This window comes from Pseudomonas farris (assembly GCF_019145235.1).
Taxonomy (GTDB): domain Bacteria; phylum Pseudomonadota; class Gammaproteobacteria; order Pseudomonadales; family Pseudomonadaceae; genus Aquipseudomonas; species Aquipseudomonas farris.
In genome coordinates, this window is record NZ_JAHSTV010000004.1 from 166,679 (window position 1) to 183,805 (window position 17,127).

At 59.5% G+C, this 17,127-nt stretch carries 12 protein-coding genes and 2 pseudogenes; 8 read left to right on the forward strand and 6 right to left on the reverse strand.

Going from position 1 to position 17,127, the window contains the following annotated elements; genetic code table 11:
- Window positions 1-46 precede the first annotated feature (46 nt).
- From KVG95_RS09830 to KVG95_RS09845, 4 genes and pseudogenes are all read right to left on the reverse strand, one after another.
- Window positions 47-1,486, reverse strand: a pseudogene (locus tag KVG95_RS09830) (efflux RND transporter permease subunit); the annotation flags it as partial.
- A pseudogene (locus tag KVG95_RS09835) lies at window positions 1,480-1,908 on the reverse strand (DUF1302 domain-containing protein); the annotation flags it as partial. The pseudogenes KVG95_RS09830 and KVG95_RS09835, both read right to left, overlap by 7 nt.
- Window positions 1,909-2,009: 101 nt before the next feature.
- The gene (locus KVG95_RS09840; RefSeq protein WP_217856029.1) at window positions 2,010-2,777 is read right to left on the reverse strand and encodes a coniferyl-alcohol dehydrogenase; all 768 of its coding nucleotides are present in this window, start codon (window positions 2,775-2,777) and stop codon (window positions 2,010-2,012) included.
- Window positions 2,778-2,836: 59 nt separating this feature from the next.
- Window positions 2,837-4,312: a benzaldehyde dehydrogenase gene (locus tag KVG95_RS09845; protein WP_217856031.1), complete on the reverse strand. Its 1,476-nt coding sequence runs from the start codon at window positions 4,310-4,312 to the stop codon at window positions 2,837-2,839.
- A gap of 287 nt (window positions 4,313-4,599) precedes the next feature.
- Between KVG95_RS09845 and KVG95_RS09850 the strand changes: the two genes are divergently transcribed.
- From KVG95_RS09850 to KVG95_RS09860, 3 genes are all read left to right on the forward strand, one after another.
- Complete coding sequence (locus KVG95_RS09850; RefSeq protein ID WP_217856033.1) at window positions 4,600-6,375, forward strand: sigma-54-dependent Fis family transcriptional regulator; 1,776 nt, start codon at window positions 4,600-4,602, stop codon at window positions 6,373-6,375.
- A gap of 191 nt (window positions 6,376-6,566) precedes the next feature.
- Complete coding sequence (locus KVG95_RS09855) at window positions 6,567-7,553, forward strand: alpha/beta hydrolase (protein WP_225922975.1); 987 nt, start codon at window positions 6,567-6,569, stop codon at window positions 7,551-7,553.
- A gap of 57 nt (window positions 7,554-7,610) precedes the next feature.
- On the forward strand, window positions 7,611-8,375 hold the full coding sequence (locus KVG95_RS09860) for a substrate-binding periplasmic protein (RefSeq protein ID WP_217856035.1): 765 nt from the start codon (window positions 7,611-7,613) through the stop codon (window positions 8,373-8,375).
- 104 nt (window positions 8,376-8,479) lie between these two features.
- Here KVG95_RS09860 and otnI read toward each other — a convergent pair whose 3' ends face one another.
- Window positions 8,480-9,262, reverse strand: coding sequence for a 2-oxo-tetronate isomerase (gene otnI, locus KVG95_RS09865; protein WP_217856037.1), 783 nt, complete (start codon window positions 9,260-9,262; stop codon window positions 8,480-8,482).
- A 299-nt stretch (window positions 9,263-9,561) separates the two neighbouring features.
- Window positions 9,562-11,127 carry a carbohydrate porin gene (locus KVG95_RS09870; RefSeq protein ID WP_217856039.1) on the reverse strand — a complete coding sequence of 522 codons (1,566 nt, stop codon included), beginning with the start codon at window positions 11,125-11,127 and terminating at the stop codon, window positions 9,562-9,564.
- 169 nt (window positions 11,128-11,296) lie between these two features.
- On the opposite strand from KVG95_RS09870, the gene KVG95_RS09875 reads away from it, so the two are divergent.
- The 5 genes from KVG95_RS09875 to KVG95_RS09895 are packed head-to-tail and all read left to right on the forward strand — an operon-like array spanning window position 11,297 to window position 17,066.
- Window positions 11,297-12,571, forward strand: coding sequence for an ABC transporter substrate-binding protein (locus KVG95_RS09875; RefSeq protein WP_217856041.1), 1,275 nt, complete (start codon window positions 11,297-11,299; stop codon window positions 12,569-12,571).
- Between the two features lie 21 nt (window positions 12,572-12,592).
- Window positions 12,593-13,555: a carbohydrate ABC transporter permease gene (locus KVG95_RS09880; protein ID WP_217856044.1), complete on the forward strand. Its 963-nt coding sequence runs from the start codon at window positions 12,593-12,595 to the stop codon at window positions 13,553-13,555.
- Window positions 13,552-14,394 carry a carbohydrate ABC transporter permease gene (locus KVG95_RS09885; RefSeq protein ID WP_217856045.1) on the forward strand — a complete coding sequence of 281 codons (843 nt, stop codon included), beginning with the start codon at window positions 13,552-13,554 and terminating at the stop codon, window positions 14,392-14,394. The genes KVG95_RS09880 and KVG95_RS09885 overlap by 4 nt, the downstream gene beginning before the upstream one ends.
- Before the next feature lie 27 nt (window positions 14,395-14,421).
- Window positions 14,422-15,567, forward strand: a complete 1,146-nt coding sequence (locus KVG95_RS09890; protein ID WP_217856047.1) for an ABC transporter ATP-binding protein — start codon at window positions 14,422-14,424, stop codon at window positions 15,565-15,567.
- A complete protein-coding gene (locus KVG95_RS09895; protein ID WP_217856049.1) occupies window positions 15,564-17,066 on the forward strand; it encodes a glycoside hydrolase family 32 protein in 1,503 nt (500 codons plus the stop codon). The genes KVG95_RS09890 and KVG95_RS09895 overlap by 4 nt, the downstream gene beginning before the upstream one ends.
- Window positions 17,067-17,127 lie beyond the last annotated feature (61 nt).

Sequence of the window (17,127 nt, forward strand, 5' to 3'; positions counted from 1 at the left end):
CTTCGCGAGCAAGCCCGCTCCCACAGGGTCCAACGTGCCGAGCTCTTCAGCCCTCCTTGACCCACTGCACAAGCACGCTCGCCTCAGGCTTTTTTGCGAAGACCTTCTGCGGCAGCAGCAGCCAGGCCAGAGCCGGCAGCAGGATCAAGGCGCCAAGCATGTTCACCAGGAACATGAAGGCCAGCAGGATGCCCATGTCGGCCTGGAATTTGATCGGCGAGAAGGCCCAGGTCGATACCGCGACCGCCAGTGTCATGCCGGTCAGCAATACCACTTTGCCGGTGAACAACAGCGCCTGGTAATAGGCTTGGGCCAGAGTGTCACCGGCACGCATTCGCGCCAGGATCACGCTCAACACATAGAGTGCATAGTCGATGCCGATCCCCACCCCGAGTGCAATCACCGGTAGTGTCGCCACTTTTACGCCCATGCCCAGACCCACCATCAGCGCCTCGCAAAGAATCGAGGTGAGCATCAGCGGCAGCATCGCGCAAAGGGTTGCACGCCAGCTACGGAAGGTCAGCAGGCACAGCAGGCTGACTGCGCCGTAGACCCAGAACAGCATCTCGTGCATGGATTTTTTCACCACGATATTGGTCGCGGCTTCGATGCCGGCGCTGCCGGCGGCCAGCATGAATTTGACCTCTGGCACCTGATGCGCAGCGATGAAGGCCTCGCTCGCCTCCACCACCCGATTCAAGGTATCGGCCTTGTGATCGGACAGGTAAACGTACAGCGACAGCATCGAACAGCCCTGATTGAACAGTTCCCGCGGAGCCCGGGTCTGCACGGCGCCCAGCGCGCCGTCATTGGGGATCAGCTCATACCACTTGAAGTTGCCTTCGTTGTAACCAGCCGTGGCGATCTTGCTCATCGCCGCCATTGAAGTGGTCGACTCCACACCAGGCAATTGCTCCAGTTGCCAGGCCAACGCGTCCACCGCAGACAGGCTGGCGTAGCGCGTGCACTGATCTTCCGGCGTCTTGATCATGATCACAAAAATATCCGAACTGGCCGCATAGTTTTGGGTCATGAACAGCGCGTCGCGGTTGTAGCGCGAGTCGGCCCGCAACTCCGGCGCGCCAGGGTCGAGATCACCGATTTTCAGGTTCAGGCTCACGGCACAACCGAACGCTGCCAGCAGCAGGCCGCCCAGCATGGCGCCAATGGCCCAGCGCCGCTGGGTGAACAAATCGAGCACACGCCACAACGGATGCTTGATCTGTGCTTGCAGCTCGGCGGTTTCCGAACTCAGGCTGCGTTGCGCTGCTGCCGGGCTGACACCGATATAGCTGAGCAGGATCGGCAGCAGAATCAGGTTGGTGAAAATCAGCACCGCCACGCCGAGGCTGGCGGTGATCGCCAGGTCCTGAATCACCCGGATATTGATCAGCAGCAACACGGCGAAGCCCACCGCATCGCAGAGCAAAGCGGTCATGCCGGCGGCGAACAGTCGGCGGAAGGTATAACGCGCGGCCACCGACCGTGGAGCTTGCGGGTTTCGCTGAGGAAATGCGGTTGCTCGCGGCTGTCGGTGTCCTGGTTGTAGATATCGTCGTACCAGGCCGCGCCGCTCACACGCAGCCCATAGTTTTGCCGGCTGAGGTCCATTTCGGAAAACAGATCCAGACGGTTGGAGACCAGACCGCGGCTGAAGTTTTTATCGCCCTGACTCTGGATCGAGGGGTACAGGCCATTGGCGGTCGGTGCGTTGACTAATCGGCTGTCCTGACCTTGCAGACGCCAAGCCTGGCTGTACTTGATGGTGTTGTCCCAACGCAGTTTCCAGTCCGAATCCCCCAGGTCCATTTGCATGGCCTCGGCCCTTTCGATCATCACGCCGGCACTGCATAACGCCAGAAACAGGGCGCAATGCTTGAAACGAAAGCAACGTTTAACGTTGTCCATGGACGCTCCTCATTATTTTTATTTTTGGCATGGCTTTGCACGCATAGCACCAGCCAGCATGCTCAGGTAGCGGCTTGCGCCGCTGTCTATAGGTGTGCGTTTCAGATGTAGGTGGAGGCCAATCCGCCATCGACTGCCAGGTTGACGCCGTTGATCCAGCGCGACTCGTCGGCACACAGGAAAGCGATCACCGCCGCCACCTCATCGGCATAACCGGGGCGTTTCATGCGATGGGCATCGGCCTGGGTTCGTGCTTCACCGAGCATGCTCACGAAGTCGCCGAGGATGGGGGTGAAGACCGGGCCCGGCGCCACGCTGTTCATGCGCACTGAATGTTCGAGAAACCAGGGCTGAGCCTGCAGGTAATTCCAGACGATCAAGGCTTCCTTGAAATACTGGTAGTAGGTCGCGTCCGGTACCGGGTGCTCGGCCAGCCAGGCTTGCGCGGCGGCGAAACCTTCGATGCGTGCCAGCGCCTTGTGCTGTTCCAGGCGTAACGGCCACTCGGCGCCGAGGATTGAGGCGACATTGACGATGCTGCCGCCAGCGGTGATGCGCGGCAACAGTGCGCTGCTCAGGTGACGCAACCCCAGGTAATTAACCTTCGCCAGCAGTTGCGGGTTTGCCGTGCCCGGCACCCCGGCGATATTGCACAGGCTATCGATCCGCGCCGGTAGCTGCGGCAACAGCCGGTCGATGTTCTCGGCACTGCTCAGATCGCCGTGGACAAAACCGTCCAGGGTCATGTGCGGGGCCTTAAGATCGACGCCAATCACGTGGGCGCCGTGGGCGCGCAGCAGGCTTGCAGTAGCGGCGCCGATACCCGAGGAGACCCCGGTCACCAGCACAATCTTGTTGTCGAGTTTCATGTTGAGTCCTCTTATTATTTTTGTGTACTCGGTGGGCCTCGTCGGCCTGGTCCTGTCCGTCAAAACGGGTAGCGCGGCGCCTTATCCTTGATCGTCACCCATTGCCATTGGGTGTATTCGTCCCAGTCGGCCGGGCCGCCCACGCTGCCGCCATTGCCCGAGCTGCCGCGCCCACCGAACGGGTTGATGCATTCGTCGGCCACCGTCTGATCGTTGATGTGCAGCAGGCCGCAATTAAGTTGCTCGCCAATCGCCATCGCGTGCCCGACCGAAGGCGAAATGATCCCTGCGGACAAGCCATATTCGGTGCGATTAGCCAGGTCGATGGCCTCATCGTCGCTGGTAAAACTCACCACCGTGGCGACCGGGCCGAAGATCTCCTCGTCAAATGCGCGCATGCCCGGGCGCACACCGGAAAGCACCGTAGGTTGGTAGAACAGCCGTTCAAACTCGCCACCGGCTTGCAGTGTTGCCCCGGCCGTCACACTCTCGGTGACGATTTCATGCACACGTTGCAACTGTCGCTTGTTGATCAAAGGCCCCAATACCGCCTCGCCACGAGCGGCATTGCCGACCGTGATCGCCCGGGCTTTCTCTGCCAGCCGACGGACCAGTTCTTCAGCGATCGATTCATGGGCCAGGATGCGTCCGGTGGCCATACAGATTTGCCCCTGATGCAGCCAGGCCCCCCAGGCTGCATTGCTCGCCGCCAACTCAAGATCGGCATCTTCGAGCACGATTAACGAGTTTTTGCCGCCCAGTTCCAGAGCGACTTTTTTCAGATGACGCCCAGCCACCTCCGCAACCTTGCGCCCGGCTGCGGTAGAACCGGTGAACGCGATCATCCGAACATGCGGATCGCGGCACAGGGCCTCACCGACCACTGCTGCGCCCGGTAAAACCTGCAGCAACCCTTTTGGCAAACCGGCCGCCTCGAACAACCGGGCAATGATGAAACCGCCACTGACCGGGGTTTGCGGATCGGGCTTGAGCACCACCGCATTACCGGTCGCCAGCGCCGGTGCCACCGAACGCAGGGAGAGCACCAGGGGAAAATTGAACGGCGAGATCACCCCGACCACACCATGGGGCAATCGGCGTGCATAGGACAAACGCCCCGCTTCGCTTGGGAGGACCAGACCATGGGGTTGCGACAGCAGACCGGCGGCCTGATGCAACAAGACGATCGCCTCGCGAACCTCATGTTCACCCTTGAACAGACTACCGCCGCTTTCCCGAGCGATGTACAGCGCCAGTTCGGCAAAATGTTGCTGGGCCAGGGCTGCGGCTTTGCGAAAGATCTCTGCGCGTTCCCGTGGCCCCAATGCCGCCCAGGCCGGTTGAACACGGGCAGCGGTCAGGCTGGCAAACGCGATGTCCGCCGCATCGGCTAATCCGGTGACGGTCAGTACCTCGCCGGTGGCCGGCTCGATGACTCTGTTGACGCCGCCCAATGGACGTATCCAGTCGCCATTGAAGATGCGTTCGCACCACAGCTCGTCCCGCAGAAAATCAGATGGTTCACTTACCGACATTTCGGTCTCCCGGCTCTTGTGTTTGTAATTGCCTGACGCGGCCTCGCGAAAACGATGCAGCGTCGTGAAAGCACTAGAGCAAGGGCTGTGCCGACTTCCTCTGTCGCCACGCGTTTTAGGTGGCGAAGGCTCTGGCCTGAAGGTTTGAGAAGAGCACTGATGAATAGGGCAAGGCGTTTGGCGCTCGGCCGACACCCGGCCACTTGTCCAAATGATAAAGTTATGTTTAATAACTGTTTTGCTAATTGATCATTTCGATCAGTCGACTCGCTCAGGGGCATATAACAATGAATAATCCCCATTCGCTGCTTCCTCATCTCGCGGTGCAGGAGGAACATTTTTCGCCCCGAGGAGACAGCACTCAACTGACCGAGGGCAACTCACCGACCCTGGCCGAGTTAGCCGAATGCCTGTTCTTTTCCCCGGTTGACGGACGTATCTGGCTCAACGACCAGCGCATGCTGCTATTGCACAGTTCATCCTTCGGCGCGCTGCGACGGGAGATTATCGAGCGCCAGGGACTGGAACAGACTCGCGGTCTGTTTACCCGCACCGGTTATTTGTCCGGCGCACGTGATGCGCGATTGATCCGCGAGCGCTGGCCAGACGCCGACGCCGCGGCGGTTTTCTCGGCCGGCACGCGCCTGCACACACTCGAAGGCATGACCAAGGTCGAACCCCTGCACTTCAAATTCGACGCCGACTCGGGCTTCTATGAAGGTGAATTCCTCTGGCACCACTCCTGTGAGGCCGACGAACATATCGCCGCCCACGGGATCGGCCAGGATCCGGTGTGCTGGACCGAACTGGGCTACGCCATCGGTTACGTCAGCGGGCTGTTCGGCCGCCTGGTGATCTTCCGTGAGACCGAATGCCGGGGCATGGGTCATGAGTGCTGCCGGGTGATCGGCAAGACCGCCGAGCAATGGGGCGATGTCGAACAGGACCTGAGTTATCTCACCGCCACGCCATCCAGCGTCGCCCCCAAGCAGCGCCCGGCCCCGGCGCCGGCGCCCCAGGACGACGACAGTGAATTACCCGGCGGGCAAAAACCCATTGGCGCCAGCGCCGCCTTCAACGCCGCGACCCTCGCCTTGCAGCGGGTTGCGCCGACGCCGGCCACAGTGCTGTTCAGCGGCGAGTCCGGAGTCGGCAAGGAATTGTTCGCCCGTCAGTTGCACCAGTTCAGCCCACGCCATCAAGCACCTTTCGTGGCCCTCAACTGCGCCGCGATCCCGGACAATCTGATCGAGGCCGAACTGTTCGGGGTCGAACGCGGCGCCTATACCGGCGCGACCCATTCGCGTCCTGGACGCTTCGAACGGGCTCACGGTGGCACCCTGTTTCTCGATGAAATCGCCAGCCTCAGCCTGCCGGGCCAAGGCAAGCTGCTGCGTGCATTGCAAGAGCGTGAGATCGAGCGCATCGGTGCAAGCCAGCCGATCAGGGTCGATGTCCGGGTGGTGGCGGCAACCAATGTCGACTTGCGCAAAGCCGTGGCGGCCGGAGACTTTCGCGAGGACCTGTTCTACCGCCTGAACGTCTACCCCATCACGTTGCCGCCACTGCGCGAACGTCGTGATGACATTCCGTTGCTGGTCAACGCGTTCCTGCGGCGCTTCTGTCAGGCCTACGCCCGCAAGCCCGCCGGGCTGACCATGCGCGCGCTCAAAGTGCTGTTGCGCTATGACTTTCCCGGCAACGTGCGGGAATTGCAGAACCTGGTAGAGCGCGGTTTGATCGCCAGCGAAGACGGTCAAGCCATCGATCTGGTCCACCTGTTTCGCAACGAACCCATGCCACAGGAGGCGTACTCTCTGGACGGCAATGGCAGCCTCGCAGCCACTGACCCGAGCCCCGCCAACACGCAGCCTCGTCCAGCCTTGCTGGAAACCCTGGCTCGTCTGGAACACGGCTTCTCCATTGAAGGTCTGGAGTCGCGTTTGATCGACGAAGCGCTGCAAAAGAGCGAAGGCAACCTCGCCGCCGCCGCGCGACTGCTGGGGTTAAGTCGTGCGCAGTTTGCCTACCGACTGAAGAAGTACCGACAGGCATCGGCCTGACTCAGGCTGAGTCAATGCAGGCCCACCTCAATAGGAGCAGCCCTGCTCTTGTTGAGGCACGGAGGTTAGCGTAGCAACGACGACCCGTCGTAGATGAGGATGAAACGAAATTATCTTGCCAATATAGTTATGACAATTAACTATGTTTGAAGTTAACTTGTTTTCCCCATAACACGCGCCCCGGAGTCCACATGCCCAATAACAACAACATCGACGGCATCATAGAACAACTCGCCCAACTACCTCCCCTCAGCTCGCTGACTGTCGATCAGCAGCGTCAACAGGCCGAACTACTCTTCGGCGCCGGCTCCTGTGCCGAGGGCGTGACCTTTGAGGCCGCCAATCTGGCCAGCGTCAGCGGGCTTTGGACCATTCCCACAGATGTCCGGCCTGACTTCGTGTTGCTGTATCTGCATGGCGGAGGCTACTCATTCGGCAGTGCCCGGGCCTATCGCCCGCTCACCAGCCAATTGGCCGCCCGCAGCCGGATTCGTACCCTGTGCATCGATTACCGCCTGGCCCCGGAACACCCTTTCCCGGCCGCCGTAGAGGACGCTCTGGATGTTTACCGTGTACTCCTCGAAAACGGTGTGAACGCCGAGCACCTGGTGCTGGCCGGCGACAGTGCCGGCGGCGGTCTGTGCATGGCGCTGATGTTGGCTGCCAAGGCCGCTGGTTTGCCGCTGCCCGCGGCTGCGGTAGTGATGTCGCCTTGGGTGGACATGGCTCAGACAGGAGAGTCCTGGAATTTGCAGAAAGCTCGAGATCCATTGCTCGGCCCGCTTGCTGGCGAGCCCCTTATGGCCGACACCTATCTGCAGGGCGCCGAACCACTGAATCCGCTGGCCTCCCCCCTATACGGCGACCTTAGGAGTCTGCCGCCAGTACTGATCCAGGTGGGCAGCCGGGAATGCCTGCTGGATGATTCAACCCGGCTCGCCAGCCGCCTGGCCAGCGCCGAAGTGGCGGTACACCTGGACGTCTGGCCGGGAATGATTCATGTCTTCCAGACCATGAGCGATCAACTCGAAGAAGCCCGCCGGGCACTGGACCAGATCAGCGCCTTCCTGCTTCGGCACCTGGGGGAAGATGTGTCCCGACTTCAAGTTTGCGTAGAATGCCGTGTCGATACTGAATTCAATAACAAAAAACGGTCGGCAGACTCATCATCCTTGTGATCAACACCACTGGTGACTTGTGGCGCCCTTCTACGTTCAATGCCTGACCTATCAACCATGAGCGAGAGTTCATGGGTATTAATTGCCAATACAAAAGTGCTTTGCAGGTTTTGTCTGTCGGTATCGTTGCTTATTGCCGGTAACGCCTCAGGCGCGCCATTGCCGCTTGAGTTGTATATCCCTGACGCGCCGCCACTGACGTTTGTCGATGACTCCAAGGGTCATGGAATGGTCGGAGAAGCCGTCCTGGCGGCCATTGCCAACGCCGGCTATGTCGCTCATGTCCACGTGCTTCCTTGGGCTCGATCACAGAAACACGTCAGCGAGAAGCAGGATATCCTGATAGCCCCCTTGTCTCGCACGCCGGAACGCGAAGATCGCTTCACCTGGATCGCGTCGATCATGCCCATGGAGCGCGCCTTCTTCAGCCTCGACCGGCCAGTGAGCAGCTTCGCCCAAGCGAAAAAAACCTACCGGGTGATCGGCGTCGGCCTCGGTAGTGCACAGGAGGAAATCCTGCGTGCACAAGGCTTCAGCGACGAACAGATTTACCCGCTGACCATTGGCGACAATCCCGCACAGATGCTCTTGAAAGGTCGCATTGATGCCTGGTTCAACGGTGTTCCCGAGAGTCAATACATCTGGCCGAAAATGTCTGAACGCAAGCTGTTCATGAGCCCCGTCATGAACAGAGCGGAGCTCTATCTGGCTTGCTCCAGGCTTTGCTCCGCTCAACTGGTGCAAGACCTGCGCGAGGCGGTTGAAACGCTTCGCGATGACGGCACTTTGGCGCGTATCCAGCAGAGCTATTTGTCGCCATAACGGTCCGCAACAACTCGTCCGTTGGCCGTAGATTCGCGACTATGTTTGCCCCGCTTTCCCTGTTGGCGGATTTCTTCATTCTGGAGCCTGAATAGCGTAGGGCGTTAGCGCGCCTTCCAGTCACGCAACCACTGCAAGCCGGCCGAGGTGTTACCACGCGGCCGGTATTCGCACCCTACCCAGCCGTCATAACCCAACTGATCGATCAGCTCGAACAGATAGGGATAGTTGACTTCTCCCAGGTCCGGCTCATGTCGATCCGGCACGCCGGCGATCTGGATGTGGCCGATGCCGTCGAAGTCCCGACGCAGTTTAGTCGCCAGGTCACCTTCGACGATCTGGCAGTGGTAGCAGTCGAACTGAACCTTCAGGTTACTGGCGCCCACTTCCTTGCAGATGGCTTGGGCCTGATCCTGCCGGTTGAGGAAAAAGCCCGGCATGTCCCGCGTATTGATCGGCTCCAGCAGCACCGTGATGCCAGCCTTGGCGGCCTGCGCGGTGGCGTAAGCCAGGTTCTCCAGGTACACGCCGTGATGCCGTGGGCGATCGCTTTGCGACGGCAGCAAGCCGGCCATCACATGGATGCGCGAGTTGCCCAGTACCGCGGCGTATTCCAGCGCGCGATCGAAACCGCTACGAAATTCACTCTCCCGCCCCGGCAACGACACCGTGCCGCGCTCGCCCGCCGCCCAATCGCCGGGCGGTGCGTTGAACAGTGCCTGCACCAGGCCGTTGTCGCTCAAGCGCTGTTTGAGTTCCTGAGCGCTGTAATCGTAGGGAAACAGGTATTCCACGGCTTCGAAACCATCGGCGGCAGCGGCGGCGAAGCGGTCCAGAAACTCATGTTCCGGGTAGAGCATGCTGAGGTTTGCAGCAAAACGAGGCATGGTAGCTCCTTGGATAGAAGGTTAGACAAACGGCCAGATCAACAAGGTAATACCGAAACCCAACGTGCCGAGCAAGGGTCAGCAGAAAGCCCTGGGCGGGTACCGGCAGACCGGTGGTACGCAGCATATCGGAGACAACCGCGCCGATTCCGGTATCCACCAACACCTTACCGAACCCGCGCATGTTCCTGATGCTTAATGTTCCAGGACAGCACTACCGTGCTGCTGGCCAAAAAAAATGGATCTCTTTTCAGGGATCCATTTTTTAATGCGTGGAGCGGGTAGTGATGAAGCAGATATCAGAACCAGGTTTCCATCTGTATGCCGTACTGCCATACACCGCCGGCGTTGAAGTCCGTCTTGCCGAAGTTGTCTGTGGAACTGTATCTGTCCAGATCTGAAGACCAGTTCATGAGACTTGCGAACACTCGCAATTCGGGGCGTGTGAGCAGGTCTCCAAAGTCAGGCTTGAATGTCGGAGCGACCGTGAATTTCCAGAAGTTACCGTCCACCGCATTACGTTGCAGGTAACCCTTGGGATCGAGGTCCATGGTTTGCCAGCTCATTTCGTAGGCCATCTCGAAATTGCTGTTGATTTCATTGGCCAACCGCACGTTCAGGGTCATCCAGCGGTAGTCGTCACCCTTGACGTATCTGTCCTTACTCTGTTCGGCCAACAAGCTGGGGCCGATGCGCCAGCCGGGTGCAATGGGTGTCTCGCCATAAAGGGCCAGACGCAGAGCCCGGGCGTCGTCGATCAGTTCGCCATCCGAACCGATGTTCTTGACCTCTGCCCCCAAACCTTGCCCATAGAGCAGCGCCGTTTTGAAGAAGCCTTCCCTGCCGAAAAAGTTTTTCTGGTGATTGGCCAGCATGCTGTGCAAGCCGGAATCCGCAGGCGTCAGGCCCGCTTCATTGGTGCGAGTGCCAAAGTCGTTTTTCTTCGAGCCAATGCCATTGAACATCCACTGCCACTGACCATTATCGAAGAACTGGTTGGAGGTCAGGATGTAGCTTTCCACATCGGCGTTGACACCGCCCTCACTGAAATCTCCGTAGTTACGCCCGATCAAGGAGTAATTCGAGCGCCAGTTCTTGTTCATCTGCACATCGTAGATACCACCCCCGGTGCCGGCCAGAAAGATGACGTCCGAGTCCAGCCAGTGGATATCGAAATTGTCCCTGTCGAATCGTTTGCCTGCCCACAGGGTGGAATTTTCGAACACTGAATTGCCCTTGAAGGCGGCGAGATGATCGAGTTCAGTAAATACCTGACGCACGTTCAGGTTGCTCTCGTCCGCCGTCCAGTCATTGGAACTCTCCACCCCATCGGCGATGGACACCGTGAATTTGGAACGGGTGCCGTTCTGCGCGTAGGCTTCTTTCGACAGGTCTATGCGCATGTAGGTGTCGTCTTCGTTACCGAGTCGCCCGACGGCGCCACCGACTGAACCGGCCGGTGTTGTATAAGGGCCGCCACGACCACCACCCAGCCCATCGTTGATCAGCAATCCAGAACGGGCGTAGCCCTTGAAGCTGAAACCGTCAGTGAGGTGTCCGCTGCTGCCCTGCTTTTCCATGCTTTGCTGACGGGCTTCAAGTTTTGCCAGTCGGGTGTCCAAAGCAGGCGCCGACATGGCTGCTGCAGTAGACGCAGCGGGCTGCAAGGCGGAAGTGGAAAGTTTGATTTGCTGCAATTCCCTGGCGAGTGCCTGGGTTTGCTGTTCGGCTGCGGCGGCGCGTTTTTCCGCTGCGCTGGCACGGGCTTCAAACGCGGCCATGCGCTCTTCCAGAGTAGCGGCCTGAGTGGTCGCCGCCGAGGTGCCGAGCACGCCTGCGAGTAGCCAGCTTGATGCTTTCTGCATGGGGGATTTCCTGTTTTGTTTTTATTGTTTTGTTCCAGTGGCCGAGCCTTTTTTCCGTGTTTCGCGGATTGCCAAAATCGACAAAAAAAAGGATGCCTCATCGCAAATACGCTGCTACATTGACGATGTTAACGTTAACTTTTCTAAAAACAAAAATAAAGAGGGCTTTATGAAACAGCTGAAATCTCTCCTTCCAGCAGCACTGCTAACCCTCTGTGCCGGGCTTCCATCCCTCTCGAGCGCAGCCGATTTGACGATCTCGTGTGGGGCGGTGGGTGCGGAGTTACAACTCTGCAAAGAGGCTGTCGAGGCGTGGTCGAAACAGACCGGCAACAACGTCGAGGTGGTTTCCACGCCTAACTCGGCGACCGAGCGGTTGTCGTTCTATCAACAGATCCTCAGTGCGCAGTCCAGCGACATCGACATCATTCAAATCGACATGGTGTGGCCGGGGATGCTGGCCAAACATTTGATGGATCTGCGCGAGGTGCTTCCCGCCAACGCGACCCAGGGCTACTTCCAGGCACAGGTGGATAACGCCACGGTGAACGGACGGCTGGTGACGATGCCGTGGTTCACCGACTCGGGCCTGTTGTATTACCGCAAGGACTTGCTCGAGAAGTACAACGAGCAGGTTCCCCAGACCTGGGAAGAAATGACCGCTACCGCGAGGAATATTCAACAGGCCGAGCGCACTGCCGGGAATCCCAATGCATGGGGTTACATCTTTCAAGGACGCGCCTACGAGGGCCTGACGTGTAATGCGCTGGAGTGGATCAGCAGCCAGCCGGAAGGCGGACTGGTCAATCCACGAGGCGACATCGTGGTCAACAGTCAGGCTTCAAGAACGGCTTTGACCCTGGCGAAAAGCTGGGTGGGAGACATCTCCCCGCGTGGCGTACTCAATTACACCGAGGAAGAAGGTCGTGGCGTATTCCAGTCGGGAAATGCGCTGTTCATGCGTAACTGGCCTTATGTCTGGGCCCTGGTGCAAGGCAAGGACAGTGCGGTAAAAGACAAGGTCGGGGTCGCTCCCCTGCCCCGCGGCGGCGAGACCGGCAGCCATGCATCCACCCTCGGTGGATGGGGCCTGGCGGTATCGCGTTACAGCGCCCATCCAAAACTTGCCGCAGAGCTGGTGAGCTACTTGACCAGTGCCCAAGAGCAAAAACGTCGTGCCCTGATAGGCGCCTATAACCCGGTTATCGAGTCGCTGTATCAAGACCCCGAATTGCTCGCGGCCATGCCTTATTACGCTCAGCTGCACAGCATTCTCAACGATGGGGTGATGCGCCCCGCCTCCATCACTGCCGATCGCTATCCACGGGTCTCCAATGCGTTCTTCGATCGAGTGCATGGCGTGCTGGCGGGCGAGTTGCCTGTCGATCAAGCGCTGGCGGAACTGGAAAGCGAACTCACGCGCATCAAACGCCGGAACTGGTAAGTCACAAGGAAGGAAATCACCATGTCTGTCTCTTCTACCCATGCCCCCTGTGAGGAGCTTCTGCTCACCAGGGAAACGCCCGTACAACGTCGCCGAGTACGCGCCGCCTGGCTGTTTCTGACACCGATGCTGTTGTGTCTGGCCCTGGTGGCAGCCTGGCCGCTACTGCGCACATTCTGGTTCAGCCTGACCGACGCCAACCTGGCGGACACCGGTGGCGGAACCTTCATAGGTTTTAGCAATTATCTGTTCCACAACGGTTCCAGCTGGTCGGGCATTCTGGTCGATCCACAATGGTGGAACGCGGTGCGCAACACCTTGCATTTCACCGTGGTGTCGGTGGGACTGGAAGTCGTACTGGGACTGCTGGTGGCGTTGCTGCTGAACATCAAGTTCACCGGACGCTCCCTGGTGCGTGCATTGATTCTGATTCCCTGGGCGATTCCGACCATTGTCTCGGCAAAGATCTGGTCATGGATGCTTAACGACCAGTTCGGCATCATCAATCACCTGATGCTGAGCCTCGGCCTGATTGACGCGCCCCTGGCCTGGACGGCAGATGCGGACCTGTCGATGTGGGCGGTGATCATCGTCGACGTCTGGAAGACCGTCCCGTTTGTCACGCTGCTGATGCTGGCTGCCCTGCAGATGTTGCCGAATGATTGCTACGAAGCTGCCAGGGTCGATGGCATTCATCCGCTGAAGGTGTTCTGGCGTGTCACGCTTCCCCTGCTGATGCCCGCATTGCTGGTGGCGGCGATCTTCCGCATCCTCGACTCCCTGCGGGTATTCGACGTGATCTATGTGCTGACCTCGAACTCGTCGAGCACCATGAGTATGTCGGTGTATGCCCGCCAACACCTCGTGGAGTTCCAGGACGTCGGTTACGGCAGCGCGGCCTCGACGCTTTTGTTTCTGGTGGTTGCGGTCATCGCCCTGCTTTATCTCTACCTCGGACGCCGTCAACTGGAGGTCCGCTCATGAGCCCTCGTCTACTGAAAAAAGCACTGTTGCGCCTCGGGTTCTGGTGTCTGATCGGGGTGTTGCTGCTGTATGCGGTTTTCCCTTTCTACTACGCCATCGTGACTTCGCTGAAGCCGTCCAGCGCCTTGTTCGAGGTGAGCTACTGGATCCATAACCCCGACTTCTCCAATTACGCGGCGGTACTCCATCAAGCTTCATTCCTGCGGGCTATCGGTAATTCGCTGGTGGTTGCGCTGTGCGTGGTAACACTGGCGCTGTTCCTCAGCCTGACCGCCGCCTATGCCTTGGGCCGGGTGAAGTTTCGTGGGCGTGGGACGGTCTTGATGATGGTCCTTGGCGTGTCGATGTTTCCTCAGGTCGCGGTGCTGTCGGGGCTGTTCGAAGTGATCCGCGCCCTGGGTCTGTACAACACGTCCTGGGCGTTGATCCTGAGCTACACGATTTTCACCCTGCCCTTCACCGTCTGGGTGCTGACCACGTTCATGGGGCAACTGCCCCACGAACTGGAGGAAGCGGCAATCATGGATGGCGCTTCACCGTGGGTCACGCTGACCCGAGTGCTGCTGCCGCTGCTCTGGCCCGCACTGGTCACCACCGGCTTATTGGCCTTCATCGCAGCGTGGAACGAGTTCCTCTTTGCGCTGACCTTCACCCTCACCGACACCCAACGCACGGTGCCGGTCGCCATCGCCTTGATTTCCGGCGGCAGCCCCCATGAGTTGCCTTGGGGGTTATTGATGGCCGCATCGGTGCTGGTCACCGTCCCACTGGTGATTCTGGTGCTGATCTTCCAGCGCCGAATCGTTTCCGGCCTCACTGCCGGCGCGTTAAAGGGTTGATGCCCAACAAAGACAAGGAACAGCATCGTGATCAAATTGAAACTGGACAACGTGAACAAACAATTGGGCGGCGCGCGGATTCTTCGCGACGTCAGCCTGGAAATCGCGGCGGGTGAATTCGTGGTGTTCGTTGGCCCTTCGGGCTGCGGAAAATCGACCCTGCTACGACTGATCGCCGGACTGGACTCGATCTGCGGCGGCGACCTGCTGATCGACGGGCGTCGGGTCAACGACCTGGAGCCACGCGAGCGTGGCGTCGGCATGGTGTTTCAGTCTTATGCGCTGTACCCGCACATGAGCGTCTACGACAACATCAGTTTTGGTCTCAAACTGGCCAAGACGGAAAAGACCAGCCTGCGCGAGCGCGTACTGAAAACGGCGCAAATCCTGCAGTTGGACAAGCTGCTGCAACGCAAGCCAAAGGAACTGTCCGGAGGGCAGCGTCAGCGTGTGGCCATGGGCAGAGCCATGGCGCGGGAACCGGACATTTTGTTGTTCGATGAACCACTCTCCAACCTGGATGCATCCTTGCGGGTGCAGATGCGTAACGAAATTGCCCGACTGCATGATCGACTCGGCTCGACCATGATCTACGTCACCCACGATCAGGTTGAAGCGATGACCCTGGCCGACAAAATTGTCGTGCTCAATGGCGGTCGCGTAGAACAGGTCGGCTCACCGCGCGAACTCTATGAACGCCCGGCCAGCCGCTTTGTCGCGGGTTTTCTCGGTTCGCCCAGAATGAATTTTCTGCCAGTGCGCCTGCAGACGCCAGGCGAAACCAGCCTGGTCAACACCCTCGTATGGGGTATCACCTCCCTCCCCTTCGACAGCTCGAATCTGGCGGCAGGCACGCAGCTGACCCTGGGGATTCGCCCGGAGCACGTGTCGCTCAAGGCGGCGGAGGGAACCGCCGGCGTCGTCGTGACCGCGGTCGAATACCTGGGCAGCGAAACCTATGTGCACCTCGATACACGTCTGGACGAGCCACTGATCTGTCGTTGCGAAGTCAGCGCCGGCTGGCAGGCGGGCGATCGGGTTGAGCTGCTGCTGGACATCGACAACCTGCACCTGTTCGACGCCGACGGCGCGGCCTTGAGCCGTCATCCACACGCCATTGAAACCCTGCCGGATGGCGTCCCTCTGCGCTCGGCACGAGCAAGCGCCCTATGACTGTGTATTTGAATCCCATGAACGACCCAATGTCTTGCGCCCTTGACCTTGCGCAGTGTGCGCTGAGTGATGGCCTGTCTCGCGTCATCGATGATTATCGGCCCGGTTATCATCTTGCCCCTCCAGCGGGCTGGATGAACGACCCTAACGGGGTGGTGTACTTTGGTGGCGAATACCACGTGTTCTATCAACACCACCCCTTCGACGCGAAATGGGGCCCGATGTATTGGGGGCATGCCAAGAGCGCCGATCTGGTCCATTGGCAGCATCTGCCCATTGCGTTGGCGCCCGGCGATGACTTCGACCGCGATGGTTGTTTTTCCGGTAGCGCGGTGGTGTGTGGCGACACCCTGGCACTGATCTACACCGGGCACACCTGGCTGGGGGACGTGGGGGACGAGCGCTCGATCCGTCAAGTCCAGTGCCTGGCCACCAGCACCGACGGCATCCGGTTCGTCAAGCATGGCGCCGTCATCGACACCGCGCCGCAAGACACGATCATGCACTTTCGTGACCCCAAGGTATGGCAGGAGGATGACTATTGGTACCTGATTGCCGGCGCACGTCTAGGCGATGTGCCGTTGCTGCCGCTGTACCGTTCCACGGATCTGCATAGCTGGGAATTCCTCGACTATGTGTCCAGCGGCAGCGCGGGCGATGGCTATATGTGGGAGTGCCCGGATCTGTTCCGACTGAACGGACGCGATGTGCTGCTGTACTCCCCCCAGGGCATGCAACCCGAGGGTTACGAACGGCTCAACAAGTACCAGACCGGTTATCGAGTGGGCCGACTCGACAGCGAATGGCACTTCACCGGCGGGCCTTTTATCGAGTTGGATAACGGCCACGATTTCTATGCCGCGCAAACGCTCCTGGCCGCCGATGGCCGGCGCCTTGTGTGGGCGTGGCTCGACATGTGGGAAAGCCCGATGCCGAGCCAGGCCCATCATTGGTGCGGCATGCTCGGTTTGCCGCGCGAACTTGAACTGCACGCCGATCGCCTCTGCGTGTACCCGGCACGGGAGCTCACCGCTCTGCGCATGGCGCCATTGCCGGGCACATCCTGGTGGGATGAGTCGGGAACCCGGTGCGTGCCGGAAGTGAATGGCGACATGCTCGAAATCCATGTGCATCTGGATTTGCGCGGCTGCACCGATGGCCACCTCGGAATCGCCTTGCGTTGCAGCGACGATGACCATGAAGAAACCCTGCTCTACTACGATGCGTCGCTGCAGCGACTGGTGCTCGACCGCAACCGGTCGGGTGCGCAAGTCGCCGGTCAACGCAGCGTGTTGATAGACCCGACACAAGAGCGACTGGAATTGCGCGTGTTTCTTGATCGCTCGTCCATCGAGGTGTTCGACGAAAACGGGCGCTTCAGCCTCAGCAGTCGCCTCTATCCGCGGCCCGACAGTCTGGGGGTGAAGCTGTTTGCCAGCGGGAGTGGCGGGCGTGTCTCGATTCCCAAGGCATGGCCTCTCGATTCTGGATGGTTATGAGCGAGGGATGGCTATGAGCGGCGTCATTCGTGTCGCGAGAAGCCCGGGCCCTGTGTCATGA